The organism is Ensifer sp. PDNC004, assembly GCF_016919405.1.
Classification (GTDB): domain Bacteria; phylum Pseudomonadota; class Alphaproteobacteria; order Rhizobiales; family Rhizobiaceae; genus Ensifer.
On record NZ_CP070352.1, the window covers coordinates 958,144 to 977,783 of the forward strand.

Genomic DNA, 19,640 nt, shown 5'->3' on the forward strand with positions numbered 1-19,640 from the left:
GTTGATTATATGGGTGAGTGCACCTTGTTTAATCGTACCGCCTGGCTGTCCAATGTCTCGCTTCTGGCGCTGGTGACCACGGGGATGCCCGCCACCGCAGCCGACGTGACGCTCGACGGCGGAATGACGACGGTTAACGGTGCCGGCGGCGGTACCTATCCCTCGCCATGGGTCATCAAGGGCGACCTGACCATCGGAGCGACCGTCTCCACCCAGTTCAAGGTCGAGAACGGCGGAAGCGTCACTTCGGGATATGCGACCCTCGGGCTCGGTCCGGATCAGACACAGTCCGGCAATTTCGGGGTGGGCATGACCGTTACGGGCGCCGGTTCAACATTCACCAGTGCGCTGCTCACCGTCGCAAAATCCGGCCGTGCCACCGTCAATATCGAGGACGGCGCGGTCGTCGATAGCAGCTGGCAGGCAGTGATTGCCGACGACTACCGATCCTATGGGTTCGTCAATGTCGACGGCCAGGGAAGCGAGTGGCGCGTGGGCAACGTGCTGACGCTCGGCAATTACGGGACCGGCCAGCTGAGGATCGGACAGGGCGGGCTGGTGCGCGCCCAGGCCGTCCAGCTCGGCTGGGGCTTCGACGGCATGCGTTATGGGGGTGGCAGTGTTGCGCTTCAGGGCACTGCCGGCAACCGCGGCGTGCTGGAGACCATGTTCGTGTTTCCCGGCCCGGGCAATGCGAGCCTGCTCTTCGACGGCGGCATCCTGCGCGCAACGTATTCGGGTATCAACTTCATGCAGGGCAGCATGGAGCCGTCGATTGGCGCGGGCGGGGCCTTCATCGACAGCAACGGCTATGACGTGACCATCGGAAATGCCTTCCGGGGCTCGGGCGACCTGCACAAGATCGGTGCCGGCACGCTGACGCTCACCGGCGCCAACTATTTCCGCGGCAAGGCGATGGTCGAGGCGGGAACTCTGCAGCTCGATGGCAGCTATGGCGATTTCGATCCCGTAACCACGCCGGCGCAGGTCTTCGTCCACGCCGCGGCCACCTTCGGCGGCGCGGGCACGCTCGATGGCACCGCCACCATCGCCGATGGCGCCAGCTTGACGGGGCAGAGCGGCCGCCGGCTGACCGTCAACGGCGATCTCCTCCTCTCGCCGGGCTCAACCATTAATGTCGCGCTCGCTGGCGCCTCCGCCGGACCACTCTTTTCCGTCGGCGGCGATCTCAGGCTCGACGGCACGCTCAACATTTCCGCCTCGCCCTTCGGACCCGGCCAGTATGGCCCCGGCATCTACAGGCTCTTTACCTATGGCGGATCGCTGATCGACGGCGGCGTGACGATAGGCGCGCTTCCGGCAGGCTCGACGCCCGACCAGTTCAGCGTCCAGACTGGGATCGCCGGTCAGGTGAACATGATCCGCACGACCATGGGCCTCGGCTACCAATTCTGGGACGGACCGAACCTCGCGCTCTACCAGAACGGCCAGGTCAACGGCGGCAGCGGCACCTGGACCGCGAACGGGGCCGGCTGGTCCGATCAGAACGACCTCCTTACGGGCGCTTATGACAATCCGAGCTTTGCGGTTTTCCAGGGAACCGCCGGCACCGTGACCGTCGACAATTCCGCCGGCGCCACCGGCGTCACGGGCCTGCAATTTGCCGTCAACGGCTATGGGCTGACGGGCGATCCAGTCAATCTGAGGGGCAGCGGCGAAACCGTGGTCCGCGTCGGCAACGGTACCTTCATGGGCCAGCTAATGACGGCCACAGTCGGCTCGGCGCTGACGGGCAGTTCGGGCCTCACCAAGACAGATATGGGCACGCTCCTCCTAACCGGCACGAACAGCTATGCGGGCGGCACCCGCATCGAGGGCGGCACGGTTAGGGTGGATGGCGCGGGAACCCTGGGCGCCGCCACGGGCGCGCTTGCAATCGCGGCGGGCGCCAGGCTCGATCTCTACGGCACGACGCAGCGCGTCGGCGGTCTTTCCGGCGCAGGCACGGTCTCCGATACCAAGAGCGGCTCCACCCTGCTCGGCATTCTGTTGTCCGATCAGGCGGCCGATACCACCTTTAGCGGACGCCTCCAGAACGGTGGCAAGGGGCTCTATCTCCGGAAGGAAGGGACCGGCCGGCTGACGATGACCGGCGCCAATACGCTCTACACCCTCAGTGCGGACGGCGGGGAGGTGGTGCTGTCGGGTGCGGGTGCAAGCCTCGCAGCCTCCTATTCCATTGATGCGGGTTCGCGCGGCCCCGGCACGATCCGGATCGACCAGGGGGCCACCGCCTCTTCCGACTTCCTCCAGATCGCCAACAACACGGGCGGCACGGCGACGGTGACAGTTGCCGGCTCCGGCTCCTCGCTCACCTCCCGCATCGCCGTGGTCGGCCTGCTTGCCGAAGGCAATGTACGGGTCGAGGACGGCGGCCAGCTGACCACGACCGGCAATGCCTTCTTCGGTGCCAACAGCGGGTTCATCGGCCGCACTACTGTCACGGGCGCCGGCGCGCTCTGGAAAAGCACTGGCAACATCATCCTCGGCCTGTCCGGCGAGGGCCAGTTGGTGATCGAGAATGGCGGCGAGGTGGATGCAAGCCTTCTCACCCTCGGCTACGGATCCGATGGCTTCGGACAAGCGACTGTTCGCGGCACCGCCGCATCCCGCGGCATCCTGACGGCGGGGGTGATCACTACCGATTCCGGCACATCGAAGCTGCTCTTCGATGGCGGCATCCTGCGCCCGCAGGGAGATCAGACGGATTTGATCCGCGGCCTTGCGCCCGGCGAGGTGGAGATTGGCGCGGGCGGACTCTACTACGAGGACCGCGGCTATGACGTGACCATCTCGCAAAGGCTCAGCGGAATGGGAACGCTGGTGAAGCGCGGCTCCGGCACGCTGAATCTCACCGCCAACAACACCCAGACGGGCGGCACGATCATCGAAGAGGGAACGCTGCAGCTTTCCGGCCTCTCCGGTGGCCTCAACACCATGGGCGGTGCGCTCACCATCGCGAGCGGCGCGACGCTGGCGCTCGGCGGTTCGAACCCGGTTTCGGTCGGGTCGCTCAGCGGCGGTGGCACCATCATCAATCTGGCAGCCGGCACGCGCCGCTACGTGGCCGTCACGCAATCGGGCAACACCACATTTTCCGGCAGGATTGTGAATGGTCCGGGTGAGGCGGACCTGATGGTCTTCGGCACGGGAACATTGACCATGACCGGCAACAGCAACTACCGATTGACTGTTGCGGATCAGGGCAACATCGCGATGGCCGGCGGTGCCGATATCGTCAATGACACGGTCTATGCCCGTTTCGGCTCGATGATCACGGTCGGCGGACTGAATACCCAGCTTGAAACCAGCCGGCTGGAGCTCGGTGATGCCGGAAGCGGCACGCTCCGCGTCGAAAACTATGGCCGGGTAATTTCGGACACCCCCGTTCGCCTGAGCGGCAGCCTCAGTCCCTCGGGTCTCGGCATCGTCGAGCTCAACGGCACGGGCGGCGCGCGCGGATCGCTCGTCGCACCCGGCCTCGTGCGCGGCATCGGACAGGCATCGCTTCGCTTTGACGGGGGCACGCTGGTGGCAAGTGCCCACGAGGCGGATTTCCTGAAAGGTTTCGCCGCAGGCGACATCTCGATCGGCGCGGGCGGCGCCTTCATCGCCACCAATGGCTATTCGATCGGGATCTTGACGCCCTTCACCGGCGGCGGGGAGATCATCAAGCAGGGCAACGGCACGCTGACACTCTCGGGCCTCAACGATGCCAGCGCAGCCTATACCGGCGCGACGACCGTTTCCGCCGGCACGCTTGCCATAGCGGGCACGTTCGGCGATCCCGTCGGCCGGGCGGCAAGGGTGACCGCAGGCTTTTCCGGCACGCTGAAAGGCACCGGGCGGATCGCAGGCTCCGTGCTTGTCGATCATGGCGGCATGCTCCGGCAGGAGGAGGGCCAGACGCTGGCCGTAGACGGCGATCTCGCCTTCGCCTCGAGCGGCATCTTCTCCGTCGGTCTCGGTGAGCCGGGCAATGCGGCCCTCGTTGCTGTCGGGGGCGACGTGACGCTCGACGGGCGGCTCGACATTGTCGATAAGGGCGGCTTCGGCACGGGCATCTACCGGCTGATGACCTATGGCGGTGTGCTCATCGACCGTGGCATGAATATCGGCACGCTTCCGGCTGGCGCCCAGCCAGGCGCGCTTTCCGTGCAGACGGGCGCTGCGGGCACCGTCAACCTCGTCAATGCCGCCGGCCTCACCCTCGGCTTCTGGGACGGGGCTCAGCCCTCAGGGCGCTCCAACGGACGGATCGAGGGCGGTTCCGGCACCTGGAGCATGGATATGGCAAGCGCCGGGCCCAACTGGACAGACCAGAACGGCGCGATCAATGGCGGCTATAATCCGAACCCCACCTATGCCGTCTTCTCCGGCACGGGCGGGATGGTGAACGTTGACAACCCGGGCAGCGAGATCGACATCACCGGCATGCAGTTCGCCGCCGATGGCTACGGACTAGCCGGGGATGGCCTCGTGCTTCAGGGCGCAAGCGGCGAGACCGTCATCCGCGTCGGCGACGGCACCGCGGCGGGAGCGGCCATGACCGCAACGCTCGGGGTTGCGCTCTCTGGCACGTCCAAGCTCATCAAGGACGATCTCGGCACGCTCGCGTTGTCTGGCGTCAACACCTATTCCGGCGGCACGGACATCCGGGGCGGCACGCTCCGCATCGCGGCAGACACGGCGCTCGGCGCGTCGAGCGGCAACCTGATCTTCTCCGGCGGCGCGCTCCAGATTGCCGGCAATCTGAATAGCCTCCGATCCGTGTCGATGCTGGGGCCGACGGGCGGTATCTTCGATGTGGCGGGGTCGGCGACCGCTTCCTTCCGCGGCGTGATTTCGGGCGGCGGGCTGACAAAACGCGGCGCGGGCACGCTCGCGCTCGGCGGGATCAACACCTATGCGGGTGGCACGCGGGTCGAGGCGGGGACTCTCCGCCTTCTGGACGCCGGCGCGCTCGGTTCGGGCGCAATCCGGATGGCTGGCGGCACGACGCTCGGCTTTGCCTCTTCGCCCTATTCCAATCTGGGCACGATTGCGCTCGACGGCAATGTCACTTTCGCAGTCGATGCGGGCCAGGATGCCGGACTTTACCGCACGATCTCCGGCAATGCGGGCTTCGACAAGACCGGCGCCGGCACTCTCAGCCTTTACGGCGACAACAGCTTTACCGGCAATGTCAGGGTGCGCCAGGGCAGGCTCTGGCTCGACAACTGGAGCCGGACGGCCAACCGGTCGATTGCCGATACCGCCCGGCTGACGCTGGATGCAGGCGCGCGGATCGATTTCCAGCAGAGCGAAACCTTCGGCGAGTTGACGGGCGCAGGCCTTGCCAACATCACTTATGCTGGGCCGAACGGAATCACAGTCGGCACGACTGGCAGCGACTTCACCTTTGCCGGCAATCTCTCCGGCATGGCGCCGCTTGCCTCGGGCTACGGCCTGCAGAAGGTCGGCGCGGGCACATTCACCCTCACGGGCGCCAGCGATACCGACCACACGATCCGCGTCGGCGGCGGACGCCTGAGGGTCGACGGGTCCATCGACAGCCGGCGGATCGAGATCGCAGGCGGCGCTCTTGCCGGCACGGGCCGGATTGCAGGCATCGTCACGGTCGAGAATGGCGGCAGGCTTGAGGGCCGCGCCGGCCAGACGCTGACGCTCGGCGGGCTCTCCCTGTCAAGTGGCTCCGTGCTCGATGTCGCCCTTGGAACGCCCTCTGCCACCGCGCTCTTCGACGTCAGCGGCAACGTAACGCTCGACGGGCGGTTGGATATTTCGGATGCGGGCGGCTTCAGTGCCGGCGTCTATCGCATCCTGTCCTATGGCGGCAGCCTGACCGACAACGGCCTCGAGATCGGCGCGATCCCCTCCTCGGGCGAACGCGACAGTCTGGCGGTGCAGACCGCGGTGTCCGGCCAGCTCAATCTGGTGTCCACCAAGGGCGCGGCCCTTGCCTTCTGGGACGGCGGGAATGCCGCTCTCCACGGCAACCAACGGATCGATGGCGGCGACGGCACCTGGAGTCTCGGCTCCCGCAACTGGACCGATGCGGCCGGCATCCGCAATGGCGGCTATGGCCCCTCCCCGCCCTTGGCGATCTTCGGCGGCACGGGCGGCACGGTTCGGGTGGACAATGCAGGCGGCGCGGTTGGCGTGAGCGGGATGCAGTTTCTCGCAGACGGCTACCGCCTCACCGGCGGCCCCCTCACCCTTGCCGGCACGGGAGGCGAGACCGTAATCCGCGTCGGCGACGGCACGACGGCGGGGGCTACCATGACCGCGAACATCTCGGCTTCCCTTCAGGGCGATACGGATCTCGTAAAGGAGGACCGCGGCACGCTTGTCCTTTCTGGCGCAAACAGCTTTGGCGGCGACACGCTCGTGCGGGCAGGAACGCTCATTGGCACTGCGGCCTCGGTCCGCGGCGACATCGGCAATGCCGGGACGGTTGTCTTCGACCAGACGGCCGACGGCCGCTTTGCCGGCGGGATCGGCAGCCTCGGCGGGGTGTCCGGCACCATGGTCAAGCGCGGCGCAGGCAGCCTCACGCTTACCGGCACGTCCAGCCTCGATTGGACGGTGGAGGCAGGCACTCTTCGCACCGCAACCGCCCACTTCACCGGCGATGTTGCGATTGGCGCCGGTGGCCGCTTCACCCTCGATCAGGCGGAAGTGGGCAGCTTTGCCGGTAATCTGACGGGCACCGGACGCTTTTCCGCCACCGGCGGCGGCAGGGTGACGCTTACCGGCGACACGACCGGTTTTGCCGGCCTGACCGACGTCACCGGCGCTACGCTCGTCGTCGACAGGGAGCTCGGCGGATCGGCGTTGATCGGAAAGGGCGGCCGTCTCTCAGGCAGCGGCACGCTCGGTTCCGGGGCAGGATCGGTGCTCACCATCGACGATGGCGGCACGATCGCCCCTGGCTATTCCCCGGGCATGCTGACGGTCGATGGCGATCTGGTGATGGAAAGGGGCGGACGCTACGAGGTGGAGGCCGCACCAGGCATCGGCGCGGCAGACATCATCCGCGTCACCGGCTCGGCCATGCTTCTCGGCGGCACCGCCGCCCATATCGGCGCTACCGGCGGCTACGATCCCGCCGCCGCCTATCGCATACTTACAGCCGATGGAGGAATTACCGGGCGTTTCGACCGGGTGACCTCCGACTTCGCCTTTCTGGACGTCGCGCTACTTTATGAGCCGAAGGACATTCGCCTGACGCTCAAGCGGAACGGCACCGCCTTCGAGGACGTAGGGATAAGCCGCAACCAGCGGGCCACCGCCCGGGCGCTTGACAGCCTTTCTCCCGGCAACCGGCTGCACGACCGGATCGCCCAGCTCGACGGCAGGACGGCGAGGATCGCCTTCGACCAGCTTTCGGGCGAAATCCACGCATCCACCGCGACCAGTCTCCTCGAGGACAGCCGCCATGTACGCGACGCCATCAACGACCGGCTACGCGCCGCTTTCGGCGAAACCACCGTGCGGAGCGATCCCGTCATTACCTATGGCCCGGACGGCTCGTTCACCAGCACCGCTGCCGACGATCAAGGGCCGGTGTTCTGGAGCATCGGCTTCGGTTCCTGGAGCGACACGGATAGCGACGGCAATGCCGCCGCGCTAGAGCGCTCGACCCGAGGCATCCTCTTCGGCGCGGATGCGCTCTTCCTGGACGAATGGCGGGTCGGCCTCCTCGGCGGGTACAGCCATTCCGGCTTCGAGGCGAAAGATCGCTTCTCGCAGGCGAGCACTGAGAGCTATCACGCGGGTGTCTATGCTGGCACGGTGCTGAGCGGGGTTTCGCTGCGCACTGGCCTTGCCTTTACCTGGCACGATATGGAGACCCGGCGCGGCATAGATCTCATCGGCCTTGCCGAAGCGCTTGCCGCGGACTACGGCGCCACAAACCTCCAGGCCTTCGGCGAAGTGGCCTATGCCATGGATATCGCGAACATCCGCCTCGAACCCTTCGCCAATCTCGCCCATGTGAGGCTGGATACCGGGAGCTGGCGAGAGACCAGCGGCATCGGCCCGCTTTCCGGCGAAAGGGGCGTCCAAGGGGTGACCTTCTCGACGCTCGGGCTTCGGGCAGAGCGTGAGATCGGGCTTGGCCAAGCCACCGGCACGCTCCATGGCACGATCGGCTGGCGCCATGCGATGGGCGATACGATGCCTCACTCCACCCTTGGCTTTGCCGGTTCCGACCTCTTCACCGTAGGCGGTACGCCGGTGGCGAAGGACAGCCTTCTCCTCGAAGCCGGCCTCGGCTTCGACTTCACGCCGGCGGCCACGCTGGAACTTTCCTATACCGGCCAGCTTTCAGACAGCGCACGCGACCATGGCGTGAAGGCCGAACTCAATCTGAGGTTCTGAAATGAAGAGAAAAACGTCCCTCACGATGATTTCCGCAACCGCTGCCCTTGTGCTCTTCGGCCTCTCGCTCATGCCTGCAAGCGCCGAGGATAAGTCGCCCGTGGCTGGGCTTCCAGGCGGAGCCTCTTCGTTGCAGGAAAGCTACGGCGACTGGAGCGTCGCCTGCCGGATCATCGATAACACCCGGCAATGCGCTGCGTCCCAGCAGCAGATGCAGCAGAGCGGCCAGCGAGTGTTGGCGATCGAAGTCCGCGACGGAAAGGCGGGCGCGCTCGAGGCAACGCTCGTCCTGCCCTTCGGCCTGCTCCTCGATGCTGGGATCACGCTCGCCGTGGACGAGGAGAAGCCGGGCGAAGCGCTCCGCTTCAGCACCTGCATTCCGGCCGGCTGCCTCGTGCCCGCGACCTTCGACGCTGCCATGCTGGAGCGGCTGCGCACCGGCAAGGTGCTGAAGCTGGGCGGCACCAGCGCCGACGGGCAGATGACGCCCCTTTCCGTCTCCCTGAACGGCTTTGCCGCAGCTAGCGACCGATTGAAGGCGCTGATCGCCTCCTGAGGTGCCTGTTGCAAAAATTTCGTGCTTGAAGAGCTTTTGATTGGCTCGCAGACGCGCTCATCGCCGCGCGGATGCTTGGTGCCGATAGGGAGACGATCGATCCGTTCCAGTTTCGTGGTTGCAAACAAGCCGGAGTTCGATCTCTTCGCTCGTGTTCGCCTTCTTGAGAGGCGTGCCCTCGGTGGCCTCGCTTGGCTGTCCGTCATCGGGCATGCAAGCTCTCCAGGAAAGTGACAGGGAGAATGGTCGTTCTCGATCATCGCAACACCCAGGAATCCCTGCCATCAGGTGCTTTGAGACAGTCTCAAGGACAGCCGTTCGATCCGCTGCATCTCTGGCAAGTGCCCGAGGAAAACTTGTCCGACACAGGAAAAATGATGAACCTCGTCACCGAGGCCGATCGTTCGAATCCTGGACGCAGCTGCTACTTGCAGTAGACTGCCGCCTTCATAGCGTCATCAGCCGCAGCCTTCGTCCTGTGCGCATCTCCGACCTGCATTTCCATTTTCCCACCGGGCCTCTCTTCGGTCACAGTGCATTTGCAACGCCGGACTGGTGCTGGACATAGTATTCAGTGGCCGCGTATGCGTGCCCGCCAATAAATGTCGGTTATGTCGAACCTGTCGTTTTCGTCGATGTGAGCCGAGGACCAAGCCGTCCAGGAGCGATCAGGCGACGTTTGCGGCGGCCCTCCGTTAGATGCCGATAGACGAAATGGGCGCTCTGTGACGCCAACTCACGGATAATCGCCTGCGGTCGCGTCGAGGATGAGCGGTCCTTCCGCCTCCAGCCGGACACGGCCCCTGCCAACGCGGACGAGGCGTATTGGCGCCTGCTTCTCTTCGAGCCGGCGACGCAACAGCAGCAGGCGTGTTTCGAGATTATCCTTGATCTCTGGCATGCGGGCACCGACCGCAAGCCGCATTTCCCGGTTCGTGAATTCGCTCCTCCCATCGCTCCGATGCCATTCGAGCATCAGGCGCAGCAGGGTGCCGGCTACGCCCTTCACTATGTAAGTACCGTCGACGAACACGCTGTCGTCGAAGCGGTGATGGACGACGCGGACATCTCGCCCGACAGCAATAGGCTCGGGCAGGCGGGCCGCTGGTCTCAACTCGGCGGCTGCCGCTTCCCGTTCGCTGGCTCTGAGGGCGCTGGCAGCCTGTCCCGCCAGAATTTCGAGAGCAGCCTCGTCCTCTTCACGGAAGGCGAGCCGTTCCGGGCTCTCGATGAAGAGCACGCCCAGCACCGTGCCTCCGGCGGTCATAGGAACGGCAATCTGGCTCATAGCCGTTGGCAATTGCGGGAAAGCGATGGTGCGCGTAGCATTCTCAGCCCCTTCCGACTCCAGCGCAATCGCTTCGCCGAACCGGCGCACGCGGCTCATGTCACTGACCTTGATCGTCTGGCCACTCGTTGCCGCAGCGCCGATCAATCCATCGCTGCCGGCGATTTCCGATCCGAGTCCCGAGCGCTCGTAGCCCATGCTGCCGGTTGTGATCAGGCAGCCGCGATGATTGTCGTGCATGAGCACGAGCACATTGACATATCCGAGAACGCGCTGAATGGCGCCGAGCAGGCTATCGATGATCTCGTCAGCTTCGGCTTGTTGCTCGATGGCCTTCATCGCCTCCGAAAGGGCGGGAAGGCTAACCGGTGCGCGGCTGGCCATGGCCGAGGCGGTTTCTGCCGGTGAGGGAACTTTTTCGATTCCGTGCACGCGGAAAATGTCTGCGCTCCTGAGCCGCATGACATCCGACATGCCCACCTGCGCACTGCTTGCCTTGAGTTGACGGGCAATCTTGTCGAACAGCGTGCCGGCGTCGATCGAACGCACGAAACTGATATCAAGCAAGAACTGGTCGCCGGTAAATCCATCGACGAGGATGAGCGTGACCTTGGGATTAGCGCGCACATTCGCCGCTGTCTTGGCGAAAAACTGGTTCGAAAGCGCCACATGCTCCTCGTCGACCCGCACCACATGCGAGAGATAAGAGATGTTCGGCATGCCGTCGGCCGAGGCGGTGGCGATGATGGAGGGGATGACACCCTCGAAGCAAGCAGAAAGGTCGGAAAGCCGCAGGTTCATTGAGACCTCGCGCCAAAGCGCTCACCCACCAGCATGCCGGCAAGCGGGCCGGGCGTCTGGACGTAGATTTCACTAATAGCGAGGCGTGCGACCCGTGCCTCGCGTGCCGTCAACCATGGTGCGATGAGGCGCCGGGGAACGCCAAGGGATTCGAGCTCGTCAGTCGCTGCAGTCATGAAACAGTCGGCGCGATCAAAGTCGGGTGTCTCCGTCTCCCGCATCGCGGCGAAACCCTTCAACTGATAGCTGACATAGTCCGAAGGGCTGACGAACGTCGCGGCGATCCGCCCGGTCTGCCGGATGCAGGGCTCGAGCCGCGGCCATTGCCAACCGGAAAAGATGACGTCGATCGTCTCGCTGTCTTTCAGGAGGTGGAAGCCAACGCCCCGCCCCGCCGACGGACGGCCGGTGTTGTCGACCACAGCGATGATGCACATCAGCGGCCGATTAAAAAAATCGTGGAGCCTATCATCTAGTCTCATTGCCATCCCCCATTGCGCATCCTTGGCCTTTTTAGCAAGGTTTTAGGATATTCGGCACGGCTTGCACATTCATTTAGGAACGCCGGTTTTCGCAGCGCGCTACAGATAACGCTGTGCCGGCTGGACGGCCTCGACAACATCATCCGCCACGTATTCGACGGTCCCGATGCCGCCTGAGCGGAAGACATCCTAACCCGCCTCGCATTCCGGGGCGAGGGGACGTCGGCGTCCGGCCGCATTAGCGGAAGCATCGATGACCGATGCGATCCGAACCTGGAGAGAGAGATGAACAAGTTCACCTACGCGGCGGTTTCGCCGCCGGGGCATGGGACGCCAGCGATGGCGTTCGGTAGGCATGTAATCCGCATGATGGCGGCCAATACTGGCGGTTCACTAGGCATGTTCGAGGCCTTTGTGCCAGCGGGCGAAGGCCCACCTCTGCATATGCACGAGCGCGAGGACGAGTTCCTCCGAGTCCTGGCCGGCCGCTTCGGTTTCTGGTGCGCAGGCGACTATGTCGAACTCACGGAAGGCGGCTGTATCGCGCTGCCGCGCGGCTTACCGCACCGCTTCCGCAATGTCGGGAAGACGGAGGGCCGCCTCTTGGTCGTCGTTACACCCGGCGGGTTCGAAAGCTTCTTTCCGATCGTCGAGCTCTGCAAGCCCGAAACGCCCGAGCAGATCGCCTCGGTCGCCAAAGACTTCGGCCTGACCTTCCCACCCGAGGCGGACCGCGAGGTCGCCTGAACTGCCCCAAATACATCACCGGAACCTTAACAACGGTCCATCGAAAGGATACCGAAGGATGACACATTTGCCTTCGAACGAAAACGGAATGACCCTGACAGCCACACAGCTCGAGGCCTATCTGGTCCGAGTCGGATTTGAGCGGCCGCCTCGCCTGGACATCCGCGGCCTGTCGCAGTTGCATCGCGCTCATCTCATGACCTTCACCTGGGAGGCGCTGGACGCCTTCATGGGATGGCCCTCCGAGATTACCCCGGCTGCTGCCTTCGCGAAGATGGTCAGGGGCCGGCGCGGCGGCTGGTGCTACGAGATGAATGGTCTCTTCGGCGCCGCGCTTGCCGGACTCGGCTTTCGCGTGACCCGCCTTTGCGGCGGCGTCGACCGAGAGAAGCTCGGCGACGGCGCCATCGGCAATCATCTGACGCTGCGTGTCGACCTCGATCGTCCTTATCTTGCCGAAGTCGGCGTGGCGGACGCCATCGTCGAGCCGGTGCCGCTCGCCACCGGCCCGATCAGCCAGCGCGGCTTCGACTTCTCGATCATGCAGGCGGACGGCGGTTGGCTGCGCTTCAACAACCATGCACGCGGCATCGCGAAAAGCTTCGATTTCCGGCCCGACCACAGCGACGAAGCGGCGATGGCTGCAACTCGCGGCTGGCTCACGCGAGATCCCGGCTCCCCGTTTACCAACGCGCTCGCTGTCCTGCGACACACAACAGACGGCTATGTTGCTCTTCAGAACGACTGTCTGCGCCGTGTGACGGCGAACAGCCTCAGCGAGCAGCGCATCACGAGCGCCGACCATCTAGCCGACACGCTCGAGACCGTATTCGACCTCGATATTCCCCGGCCCGGCCACGTCTGGGAGCGGCTCCTTGCCGTCGGCCACAACAAGGCCGCCTGAGCCGACATCCGCCTTATTCCACGTCCGAGGAAACATCCATGCTTCGCATTACTGCATCCGCCCTTGCTCTTGTCTTGAGCACGACCTTCGCCCTTGCCGCGGCCCCTGATCCGGCTCCGGGCGGGGCCTACAAGATCGACCCCTCGCATTCGAGTTTCAACTGGTCGTTCAACCATTCCGGTCTCTCGCGCTACACCGCGCGCTTCACCAAAGTCGATGCACGGCTCGACTGGAAGCCGGAGAAGCCGGAGGCGTCCACGCTCTCGGTCACCATTGATCCGCTTTCGGTTCGCACCGACTATCCTTGGCCGGAAAAGGTCGACTTCGATGCAGAAATCGGCGGCGAAGAAACCTTCCTAGCAGCCAAGCCGATCATCTTCGTTTCCAAGACGATCCACGTGACCGGCGAGAAGACCGGCATCGTCGAAGGTCTCCTCACCTTCCGCGGTGAGACGCACCCGGCAACGCTCGACGTCACTTTCAACGGCTCGATGGCCGAGCACCCTATAATGGGCGTCCCGAAGATCGGCTTCTCGGCGACCGGCAGGATCCGGCGGAGCGAATGGGGATTGGACTTCGCAATCCCAGAACTTGGTGACGTAGTAACCTTCTCCATAGAAACGCAGATGGTGCCCGCTGATTACTCCTTCCAGTGAAAACGAAATAAGATTGCAGGTCCCGCGGGACCTGCGTCTTAAGCCACATTGCCTTGAAGGGATACGAACCGCCGAGCCGGTTATGCTGCCATAGGGAATAGAAAGGATGTGGACCTTCGCTCATTGAACCGAAGGCGTCGGCTTGCGTCGTTTCCATTCGCAACCGGCAGAACGACGCAACTTTATCCACTTTTCGCAAGACCCTAGTGGCTCTTCACGCCGAGGGGGTTATAGATTGCAATCATCATCACCTTTCAGCGGACGTTTCGTGGACCAGATACTCGCAATCCGTACATTCGTGCGCGTCGCCGAAGCCGGTTCTTTCGCCAAGGCGGCGGATACGATGAACCTGCCCCGGTCTTCCGTTAGTAAACTAGTGCAGGATCTTGAGGCGCATCTCGGGACAAAGCTTGTGGAGCGCACCACGCGGTCGGTCACGATCACCACCGAGGGCGTTGCCTATCGCGAGCGCGCGCTGAAGCTCCTTGCCGATCTCGATGACATGGACGGCGCTGTCGCCGGTTCTCGCAGTGCACCCAAGGGAAAGCTACGCGTCGACATCGGCTCCGTGCTCGCAAACCAAATCCTCATCCCTGCGCTCTCCGACTTTCAACACCAATATCCCGATATCGACCTCATGCTCGGGGTCAGCGATCGCCCCGCCGACCTTATCAGTGAAGGGATTGATTGTGTCATTCGCGGCGGAGTGCTCAGTGACTCGTCAATGAAGGCACGAAAGCTGTGCGAGCTGGATTACGTCATTTGCGCGTCGCCCAGCTATCTGGATGGCTTTCTGGTGCCGGAGCGGCCTGATGAAATCGAGAAGCATCGGATCGTCAGCTACTTCTCCGCGTCATCTGGAAAACGGTTTCCATTGCGGTTTCAGCGCGGCAAAGAGCGAAGCGAGTATCTTCCGGCCTCCAGTGGCATTTCTGTCAACGAAAGCACCGCGCACTTGAACGCGCTTCTCGCGGGACTGGGGATTGGTCAGAGCTTCGGTTTCCTCGCAAGACCGCATTTCGCGAGCGGTGCGCTGGTCGAACTGCTGGCCGAATGGAAACCGGAAAATCATTCCCTTCATCTAGTCTATCCGGCCGATCGATTTTTAAACCCGCGTCTGCGCGCCTTTACAGAATGGGCAGCGAAGGCATTCGAAGCCGTCGATGCTCGACGTCGACGCAATGAGACGACGGAGACCATCCATACCCATGGATAATGTCTCCATCCCGAGCGGCTTCTCGCCGCCAGCCTGACGAACTAACTTCTCCTCATCGGACGGCGACGAGGCCAACGGCCACCCCCTCCCGAACAGTTTAAAGAACTTCAACAGGCCGCGCATCCGGGCTGAACCCTTTCGCGCGCCCAGCATCAGGAGAGTAAAATGACCAAGAGACTTGAAAACAAGATCGCCGTCGTCACCGGAGCAACCAGTGGTATCGGCCTTTCGACCGCCAAGCTATTCGCCGCCGAGGGCGCGCGCGTCTACATAACCGGTCGCCGCAAGGATGCGCTCGACGAGGCAGTGACCGAGATCGGTGATGGCGCGGTCGGCGTACAGGCCGACTCCTCGAGCAACGCTGATCTCGACAAGCTATTCGCCCAGGTAAAGGCGGAACAGGGCCGCCTTGACATCCTCGTTGTGAACGCAGGTGGCGGCAGCATGCTGCCGCTCGGCCAGATCACCGAGGAGCAGATCGACGACACCTTCGGTCGCAATGTGAAGGCCGTCATCTTCACTGTACAAAAAGCGCTTCCGCTTTTGAGCAAGGGCTCGTCGGTGGTGCTGACCGGTTCGACCGCCGGCACTGAAGGTACGGCTGCCTTCTCCGTCTACTCCGCTTCGAAGGCCGCGGTCCGCAACCTGGCACGCTCCTGGGCGCTTGACCTGAAGGGCACCGGCATCCGCGTCAACGTGGTCTCGCCCGGCGCCACACGCACCCCCGGCCTGGTCGAGCTTGCCGGCGAGGACAAGGAACAGCAGCAGGGCCTGCTCGACTATCTCGCCGCGCGCATCCCGCTCGGCCGCGTCGGTGAATCCGAGGAGATCGCCAAGGCGACCCTGTTCCTGGCTTCCGACGATGCAAGCTTCGTCAACGGCGCCGAACTCTTTGCCGACGGCGGCCAGGCCCAGGTCTAACCCGAAACCAGGAGCGGCTAACCGCCGCTCCACCTCTCAAGGAGAGACAGCTATGCGTGCCGCAGTCCGGCGGTCGGACTGCTCGCTCAAGGCGGACGCCTTGTGTCTTACGGCGATCTTTCCGGGCAGCCGATCTCGGTCCCAGCACTTTACTTTTCTACACGCGACATTCGGCTGTCTGGCGTGACGGTCGGGCGGTGGGTGGACCGTCCCATGGAAATTCGTAAGGTCGATCTCAAGCTCGCTCTCGAACTCGCGGCCAGCAAACCGGAGCTCTTTCCGGTCGAGCAGACGTTCGACCTCGCGGATGTCGGCCAAGCTGTGGCCCTTGTCGAAAAGCCCGGCAAATCCGGCACGGTTCTGATCGCGTCGCGCTAGTCTAGACTAGTAAGGCGCCAAAACTGGAGCGCAAGCCTATGCTCGCCTACAACGCGACGCAGACGGCAGCGCGGCTTCAAGCGGTTGAAGGCAAGCGATTGCACATCCCGGTTTTACTGGCGATGATGTGTGGGCTAAGACGCGGCGAGATCGCGGCGCTCCGATGGAAGCATATACCATCGTCGAAAGTGTCGAACAGACGGCCGAGGGCGTCAACTACAAAGAACCTAAGTCAGGGAGGAGTATAGTAGTTGATCTCTCCTCATCTGTTGTAAAGGCGCTAAAGACGCACAGGGCGCGTCAGGCCGACATGTTGCTGGCACTGCTGACAGACGGATGGATGCGGCACCTAGAGGGGCTGGATCTGCCGCGCATTCGCTTCCACGATTTGCGTCATACTCACGAAACGCAGTTGCTGGCCGCCGGCGTTCATCCAAAAATCGCGAGTGAACGTCTTGGACACTCGACGATTGGCATTACCCTCGACCTCTACTCACATGTGATGCCCGGGATGCAGGCCAATGCAGCCGCGCAGATTGACGACATGATAAGTCGTGCCGCGGTTGAAAAAGGTGATGGCAAAGGGTAGCAAAGCGGTAGCAATGCCTGAGCATGCCGGAGTTTCTAGCGGCGAAATAATAATAAAATCAATGACTGGAAGGGAATCATGCCCGGTGGCATGGCCGGACTTCAAATCCGGTTGGGGCAGCGAGCCTGTCCCGGGTGGGTTCGACCCCCACTCCCCTCCGCCAGCACGCGCGGGTTCGAGCTCGGCTCCCGCATGTGCGGACGTTCAGGGATCGCTTCGGCTTCGATACTCGATTGCGCGCCTCGTTCCGGCCGCGCGGCTGCAAAAGCCGCTCGCCGATGCCGGCTACAATCGCGTGCAGCGACCGCCTGCCGACGCGAAAAGCGCAAGCGGGGCTGGGCTAGTTGCCCAACCCCTGCATGGCGAGATCGACCTGCTCAGCTGTTGGGAGCGCCACGTCGACGACGACGCCATCTTCGTCCGCACCGAGCAGCTCGAGGGTTGCTAGCTGGGTGTCAAGCAGGGAAGCCGGGAAGAAATGTCCCGCCCGATGGGAGAGCCGATCGGCCAGCACGGCGCGGTCGCCGTGCACATGCACGAAGCGGACGCGCGCCGCGCCCGTGCGCAGGATATCGCGATAGGACCGCTTCAGCGCCGAGCACCCCACAACCGAGGGACGGCCGGCCGCCTCGTCCTTGGCAATTTCTGCCGCCAGCGCCCGCAACCAAGGTTCGCGATCATTGTCATCAAGCGGAATGCCGGCGGACATCTTGGCGACGTTCTCCGGCGGGTGAAAGCTGTCGCCCTCGACGAAGCGCCAGCCGAGCCTTTCGGCCAGAGCCTCGCCGACAGTGGTTTTCCCGCTGCCGGACACGCCCATCACCACGATATGCTGCAGATCTTCGCTCATAGCAGCCACCATCCGACGAGCGCGAAGCCGAAGCCGATCACCCCGAGCAGGGTTTCCATCACCGTCCAGGTCTTGAGCGTCGTCCGTTCATCCATCTGCAGGAAGCGGCCGACGAGCCAGAAGCCGGAATCGTTCACGTGGCTCAACACCGTCGCGCCGCAGGCAATGGCGATCACGAGGAAGCACAGGTCGAAGGGGCTGAGGCCCGTCGTCGCCGCGACGGTGGGCGCGAGCAGGCCGGCCGTCGTCGTCAGTGCCACGGTCGCCGAACCCTGCGCCACGCGCAGGGCCGTGGAGATGAGGAAGGCGGCGACGATCAAGGGCATGCCGATCGCGTCGAGGCTGCCGGCAAGCGCCTGACCGATGCCGCTTGCACGCAGCACGCCGCCGAACATGCCGCCGGCTCCGGTGACGAGAATGATGCCGCAGATCGGGCCCAGCGCCCCGTCCATCAGCTTCTCCATGTCCTTGAGCGTGCGCTCGCCGCTGAGGACCCACATGCCGACGAGCACCGTGATCAGCAGGGCGACGGGCGTCTGCCCGGCCATGCGCAGGATGCTGACCCACAATGCGCCACCGTCGATCATCTTCGCGGCGGCCAGTGTCGAAAGGCCGGTATTGAGGAAGATCAGCACGAGCGGCAGCAGCAGCACCAGCATGACGGTGCCGAAAGACGGAGGCACCTTGTCGCGCGCCGCCTCGCTCGGCGATCCTAGAAGGGTTGGCACCGGCAGTTCGAAGCGCTTGCCCGCCCAGAGCCCGAAGAGGTAACTGCCGAGATACCACGTGGGCAATGCGACGACGAGACCGACGAGCACCAGCAGGCCGATATCCGCCCCCAGCAATTCGCTGGCCGCGACCGGGCCCGGATGGGGCGGGAGAAATGCGTGCATCACCGCGAAAGCGCCCGCCGAAGGCAGCGCATAAAGCAGGACCGAACCGCCGAAGCGGCTCGCGACGCTGAAAATGATCGGTAGCATGACCACGAGGCCGGCGTCGAAGAAGATCGGAAAGCCGAAGAGGAGCGAGGCGATGCCGAGCGCCAAAGGCGCGCGCTCAGGCCCGAACTGGCCGATCAGCCGGTCCGCGAGCACCTGTGCGCCTCCGGAGACCTCCAGCATCCGCCCGATCATCGCGCCGAAGCCGACGAGAAGCGCCACCGAGGCGAGCGTCGAGCCGAACCCCTGCAACAGCGTCGGGACCACATCCTTGAACGAGATGCCGGTCACCAGCGCGGTCAAGAGGCTGACCAGCACCAGGGCGACAAAGGCGTGCAGACGCAACCGGAGGATAAGAAAAAGAAGCAGGCCGACGGCTGCCGCCGCAATCAGCAGCAGCGTCGCGGTTCCATAGACGGGTTCGATCGAAGTCATGTGTCCTCCTTGTTCCGGAAGTGAGGTCAAGGGCCATATAGTCTATGGCCCTTCTCAGCAACCTACCTGAAAGAGGTGGGCACAGGAGATACGACCGCATCAATAAGGGCCCGTAGCCGGGCGGTCGCGATCGCCTTCGACAGGCGATCACACCACGTTTGAGGCGCGTCGCATTGCCATAGGCACGGATCGCCACACGCACTCGATCAGACCCCATAGGGCGTGTTAGGTATGCCAACATGGCAGACCTGTCGTGATCAGTTCAACTGAAAGGTAGAATAAATGCGCGCTACAATCCTGTTGGCAATGGTTCTAGCCCTCGCCGGATGCTCCCAGACCGGCGGTGGCGGTGGCGGCTACACTGCTGACTATGAGGCTGGCGACGGCGACTATTATCACGGGATTGTCGCGCCGAGATAAGGCCCGACCTTCCCACACGAAAGACCGGCTTTCGTGTTCCAGCGGGATGGGCG

The 19,640-nt window shown here is 63.8% G+C and carries 14 protein-coding genes and 1 tRNA gene; 11 read left to right on the forward strand and 4 right to left on the reverse strand.

What is annotated here, in order from left to right:
- Positions 1-24 precede the first annotated feature (24 nt).
- The 3 genes from JVX98_RS04205 (at position 25) to JVX98_RS04215 (ending at position 9,399) form a co-directional block, all read left to right on the forward strand.
- The gene (locus JVX98_RS04205; RefSeq protein WP_205235901.1) at positions 25-8,406 is read left to right on the forward strand and encodes an autotransporter-associated beta strand repeat-containing protein; all 8,382 of its coding nucleotides are present in this window, start codon (positions 25-27) and stop codon (positions 8,404-8,406) included.
- 1 nt (position 8,407) lies between these two features.
- Entirely contained in the window at positions 8,408-8,962 is a 555-nt protein-coding gene (locus JVX98_RS04210) for an invasion associated locus B family protein (RefSeq protein ID WP_205235902.1), read from the forward strand.
- Between the two features lie 242 nt (positions 8,963-9,204).
- Positions 9,205-9,399, forward strand: a complete 195-nt coding sequence (locus JVX98_RS04215) for a hypothetical protein (RefSeq protein ID WP_205235903.1) — start codon at positions 9,205-9,207, stop codon at positions 9,397-9,399.
- Between the two features lie 299 nt (positions 9,400-9,698).
- Here JVX98_RS04215 and JVX98_RS04220 read toward each other — a convergent pair whose 3' ends face one another.
- Entirely contained in the window at positions 9,699-11,051 is a 1,353-nt protein-coding gene (locus JVX98_RS04220; RefSeq protein WP_205235904.1) for a GAF domain-containing protein, read from the reverse strand.
- On the reverse strand, positions 11,048-11,488 hold the full coding sequence (locus JVX98_RS04225) for a pyridoxamine 5'-phosphate oxidase family protein (protein ID WP_246764795.1): 441 nt from the start codon (positions 11,486-11,488) through the stop codon (positions 11,048-11,050). The genes JVX98_RS04220 and JVX98_RS04225 overlap by 4 nt, the downstream gene beginning before the upstream one ends.
- A gap of 330 nt (positions 11,489-11,818) precedes the next feature.
- On the opposite strand from JVX98_RS04225, the gene JVX98_RS04230 reads away from it, so the two are divergent.
- The 8 genes from JVX98_RS04230 to JVX98_RS04265 all read left to right on the forward strand — a co-directional run bounded on the left by JVX98_RS04230 (position 11,819) and on the right by JVX98_RS04265 (position 17,107).
- Positions 11,819-12,280: a cupin domain-containing protein gene (locus tag JVX98_RS04230; RefSeq protein ID WP_205235905.1), complete on the forward strand. Its 462-nt coding sequence runs from the start codon at positions 11,819-11,821 to the stop codon at positions 12,278-12,280.
- Positions 12,281-12,338: 58 nt separating this feature from the next.
- The gene (locus JVX98_RS04235) at positions 12,339-13,184 is read left to right on the forward strand and encodes an arylamine N-acetyltransferase (RefSeq protein ID WP_205235906.1); all 846 of its coding nucleotides are present in this window, start codon (positions 12,339-12,341) and stop codon (positions 13,182-13,184) included.
- 38 nt (positions 13,185-13,222) lie between these two features.
- Positions 13,223-13,840 (forward strand): YceI family protein, encoded by a 618-nt coding sequence (locus tag JVX98_RS04240; protein ID WP_205235907.1) that lies wholly within the window; start codon positions 13,223-13,225, stop codon positions 13,838-13,840.
- Positions 13,841-14,108: 268 nt separating this feature from the next.
- Positions 14,109-15,056 carry a LysR family transcriptional regulator gene (locus JVX98_RS04245; protein ID WP_205235908.1) on the forward strand — a complete coding sequence of 316 codons (948 nt, stop codon included), beginning with the start codon at positions 14,109-14,111 and terminating at the stop codon, positions 15,054-15,056.
- Between the two features lie 165 nt (positions 15,057-15,221).
- A complete protein-coding gene (locus tag JVX98_RS04250) occupies positions 15,222-15,977 on the forward strand; it encodes an SDR family NAD(P)-dependent oxidoreductase (RefSeq protein ID WP_192451254.1) in 756 nt (251 codons plus the stop codon).
- A 213-nt stretch (positions 15,978-16,190) separates the two neighbouring features.
- Positions 16,191-16,355, forward strand: a complete 165-nt coding sequence (locus tag JVX98_RS32220) for a hypothetical protein (RefSeq protein ID WP_246764796.1) — start codon at positions 16,191-16,193, stop codon at positions 16,353-16,355.
- Positions 16,356-16,518: 163 nt separating this feature from the next.
- A complete protein-coding gene (locus JVX98_RS04260) occupies positions 16,519-16,944 on the forward strand; it encodes a site-specific integrase (RefSeq protein WP_246764797.1) in 426 nt (141 codons plus the stop codon).
- Between the two features lie 67 nt (positions 16,945-17,011).
- Positions 17,012-17,107, forward strand: a tRNA-Sec gene (locus JVX98_RS04265).
- A 177-nt stretch (positions 17,108-17,284) separates the two neighbouring features.
- Here JVX98_RS04265 and JVX98_RS04270 read toward each other — a convergent pair.
- Together JVX98_RS04270 and JVX98_RS04275 are read right to left on the reverse strand one after the other, a co-directional pair.
- Positions 17,285-17,794 carry a gluconokinase gene (locus JVX98_RS04270; RefSeq protein ID WP_205235909.1) on the reverse strand — a complete coding sequence of 170 codons (510 nt, stop codon included), beginning with the start codon at positions 17,792-17,794 and terminating at the stop codon, positions 17,285-17,287.
- On the reverse strand, positions 17,791-19,167 hold the full coding sequence (locus JVX98_RS04275) for a GntP family permease (protein WP_205235910.1): 1,377 nt from the start codon (positions 19,165-19,167) through the stop codon (positions 17,791-17,793). Before JVX98_RS04275 ends, JVX98_RS04270 begins: the two co-directional genes overlap by 4 nt.
- Positions 19,168-19,640 lie beyond the last annotated feature (473 nt).

Bases quoted from the DNA above. Each gene is read 5' to 3' on its own strand.
- JVX98_RS04270 (WP_205235909.1), bottom strand. From the start codon at position 17,794: ATGAGCGAAGATCTGCAGCATATCGTGGTGATGGGCGTGTCCGGCAGC.
- JVX98_RS04225 (WP_246764795.1), bottom strand. From the start codon at position 11,488: ATGTGCATCATCGCTGTGGTCGACAACACCGGCCGTCCGTCGGCGGGG.
- JVX98_RS04275 (WP_205235910.1), bottom strand. From the start codon at position 19,167: ATGACTTCGATCGAACCCGTCTATGGAACCGCGACGCTGCTGCTGATT.
- JVX98_RS04260 (WP_246764797.1), top strand. From the start codon at position 16,519: ATGGAAGCATATACCATCGTCGAAAGTGTCGAACAGACGGCCGAGGGC.
- JVX98_RS04240 (WP_205235907.1), top strand. From the start codon at position 13,223: ATGCTTCGCATTACTGCATCCGCCCTTGCTCTTGTCTTGAGCACGACC.
- JVX98_RS04210 (WP_205235902.1), top strand. From the start codon at position 8,408: ATGAAGAGAAAAACGTCCCTCACGATGATTTCCGCAACCGCTGCCCTT.
- JVX98_RS04235 (WP_205235906.1), top strand. From the start codon at position 12,339: ATGACACATTTGCCTTCGAACGAAAACGGAATGACCCTGACAGCCACA.
- JVX98_RS04215 (WP_205235903.1), top strand. From the start codon at position 9,205: ATGGTCGTTCTCGATCATCGCAACACCCAGGAATCCCTGCCATCAGGT.
- JVX98_RS04230 (WP_205235905.1), top strand. From the start codon at position 11,819: ATGAACAAGTTCACCTACGCGGCGGTTTCGCCGCCGGGGCATGGGACG.
- JVX98_RS32220 (WP_246764796.1), top strand. From the start codon at position 16,191: ATGGAAATTCGTAAGGTCGATCTCAAGCTCGCTCTCGAACTCGCGGCC.
- JVX98_RS04220 (WP_205235904.1), bottom strand. From the start codon at position 11,051: ATGAACCTGCGGCTTTCCGACCTTTCTGCTTGCTTCGAGGGTGTCATC.
- JVX98_RS04250 (WP_192451254.1), top strand. From the start codon at position 15,222: ATGACCAAGAGACTTGAAAACAAGATCGCCGTCGTCACCGGAGCAACC.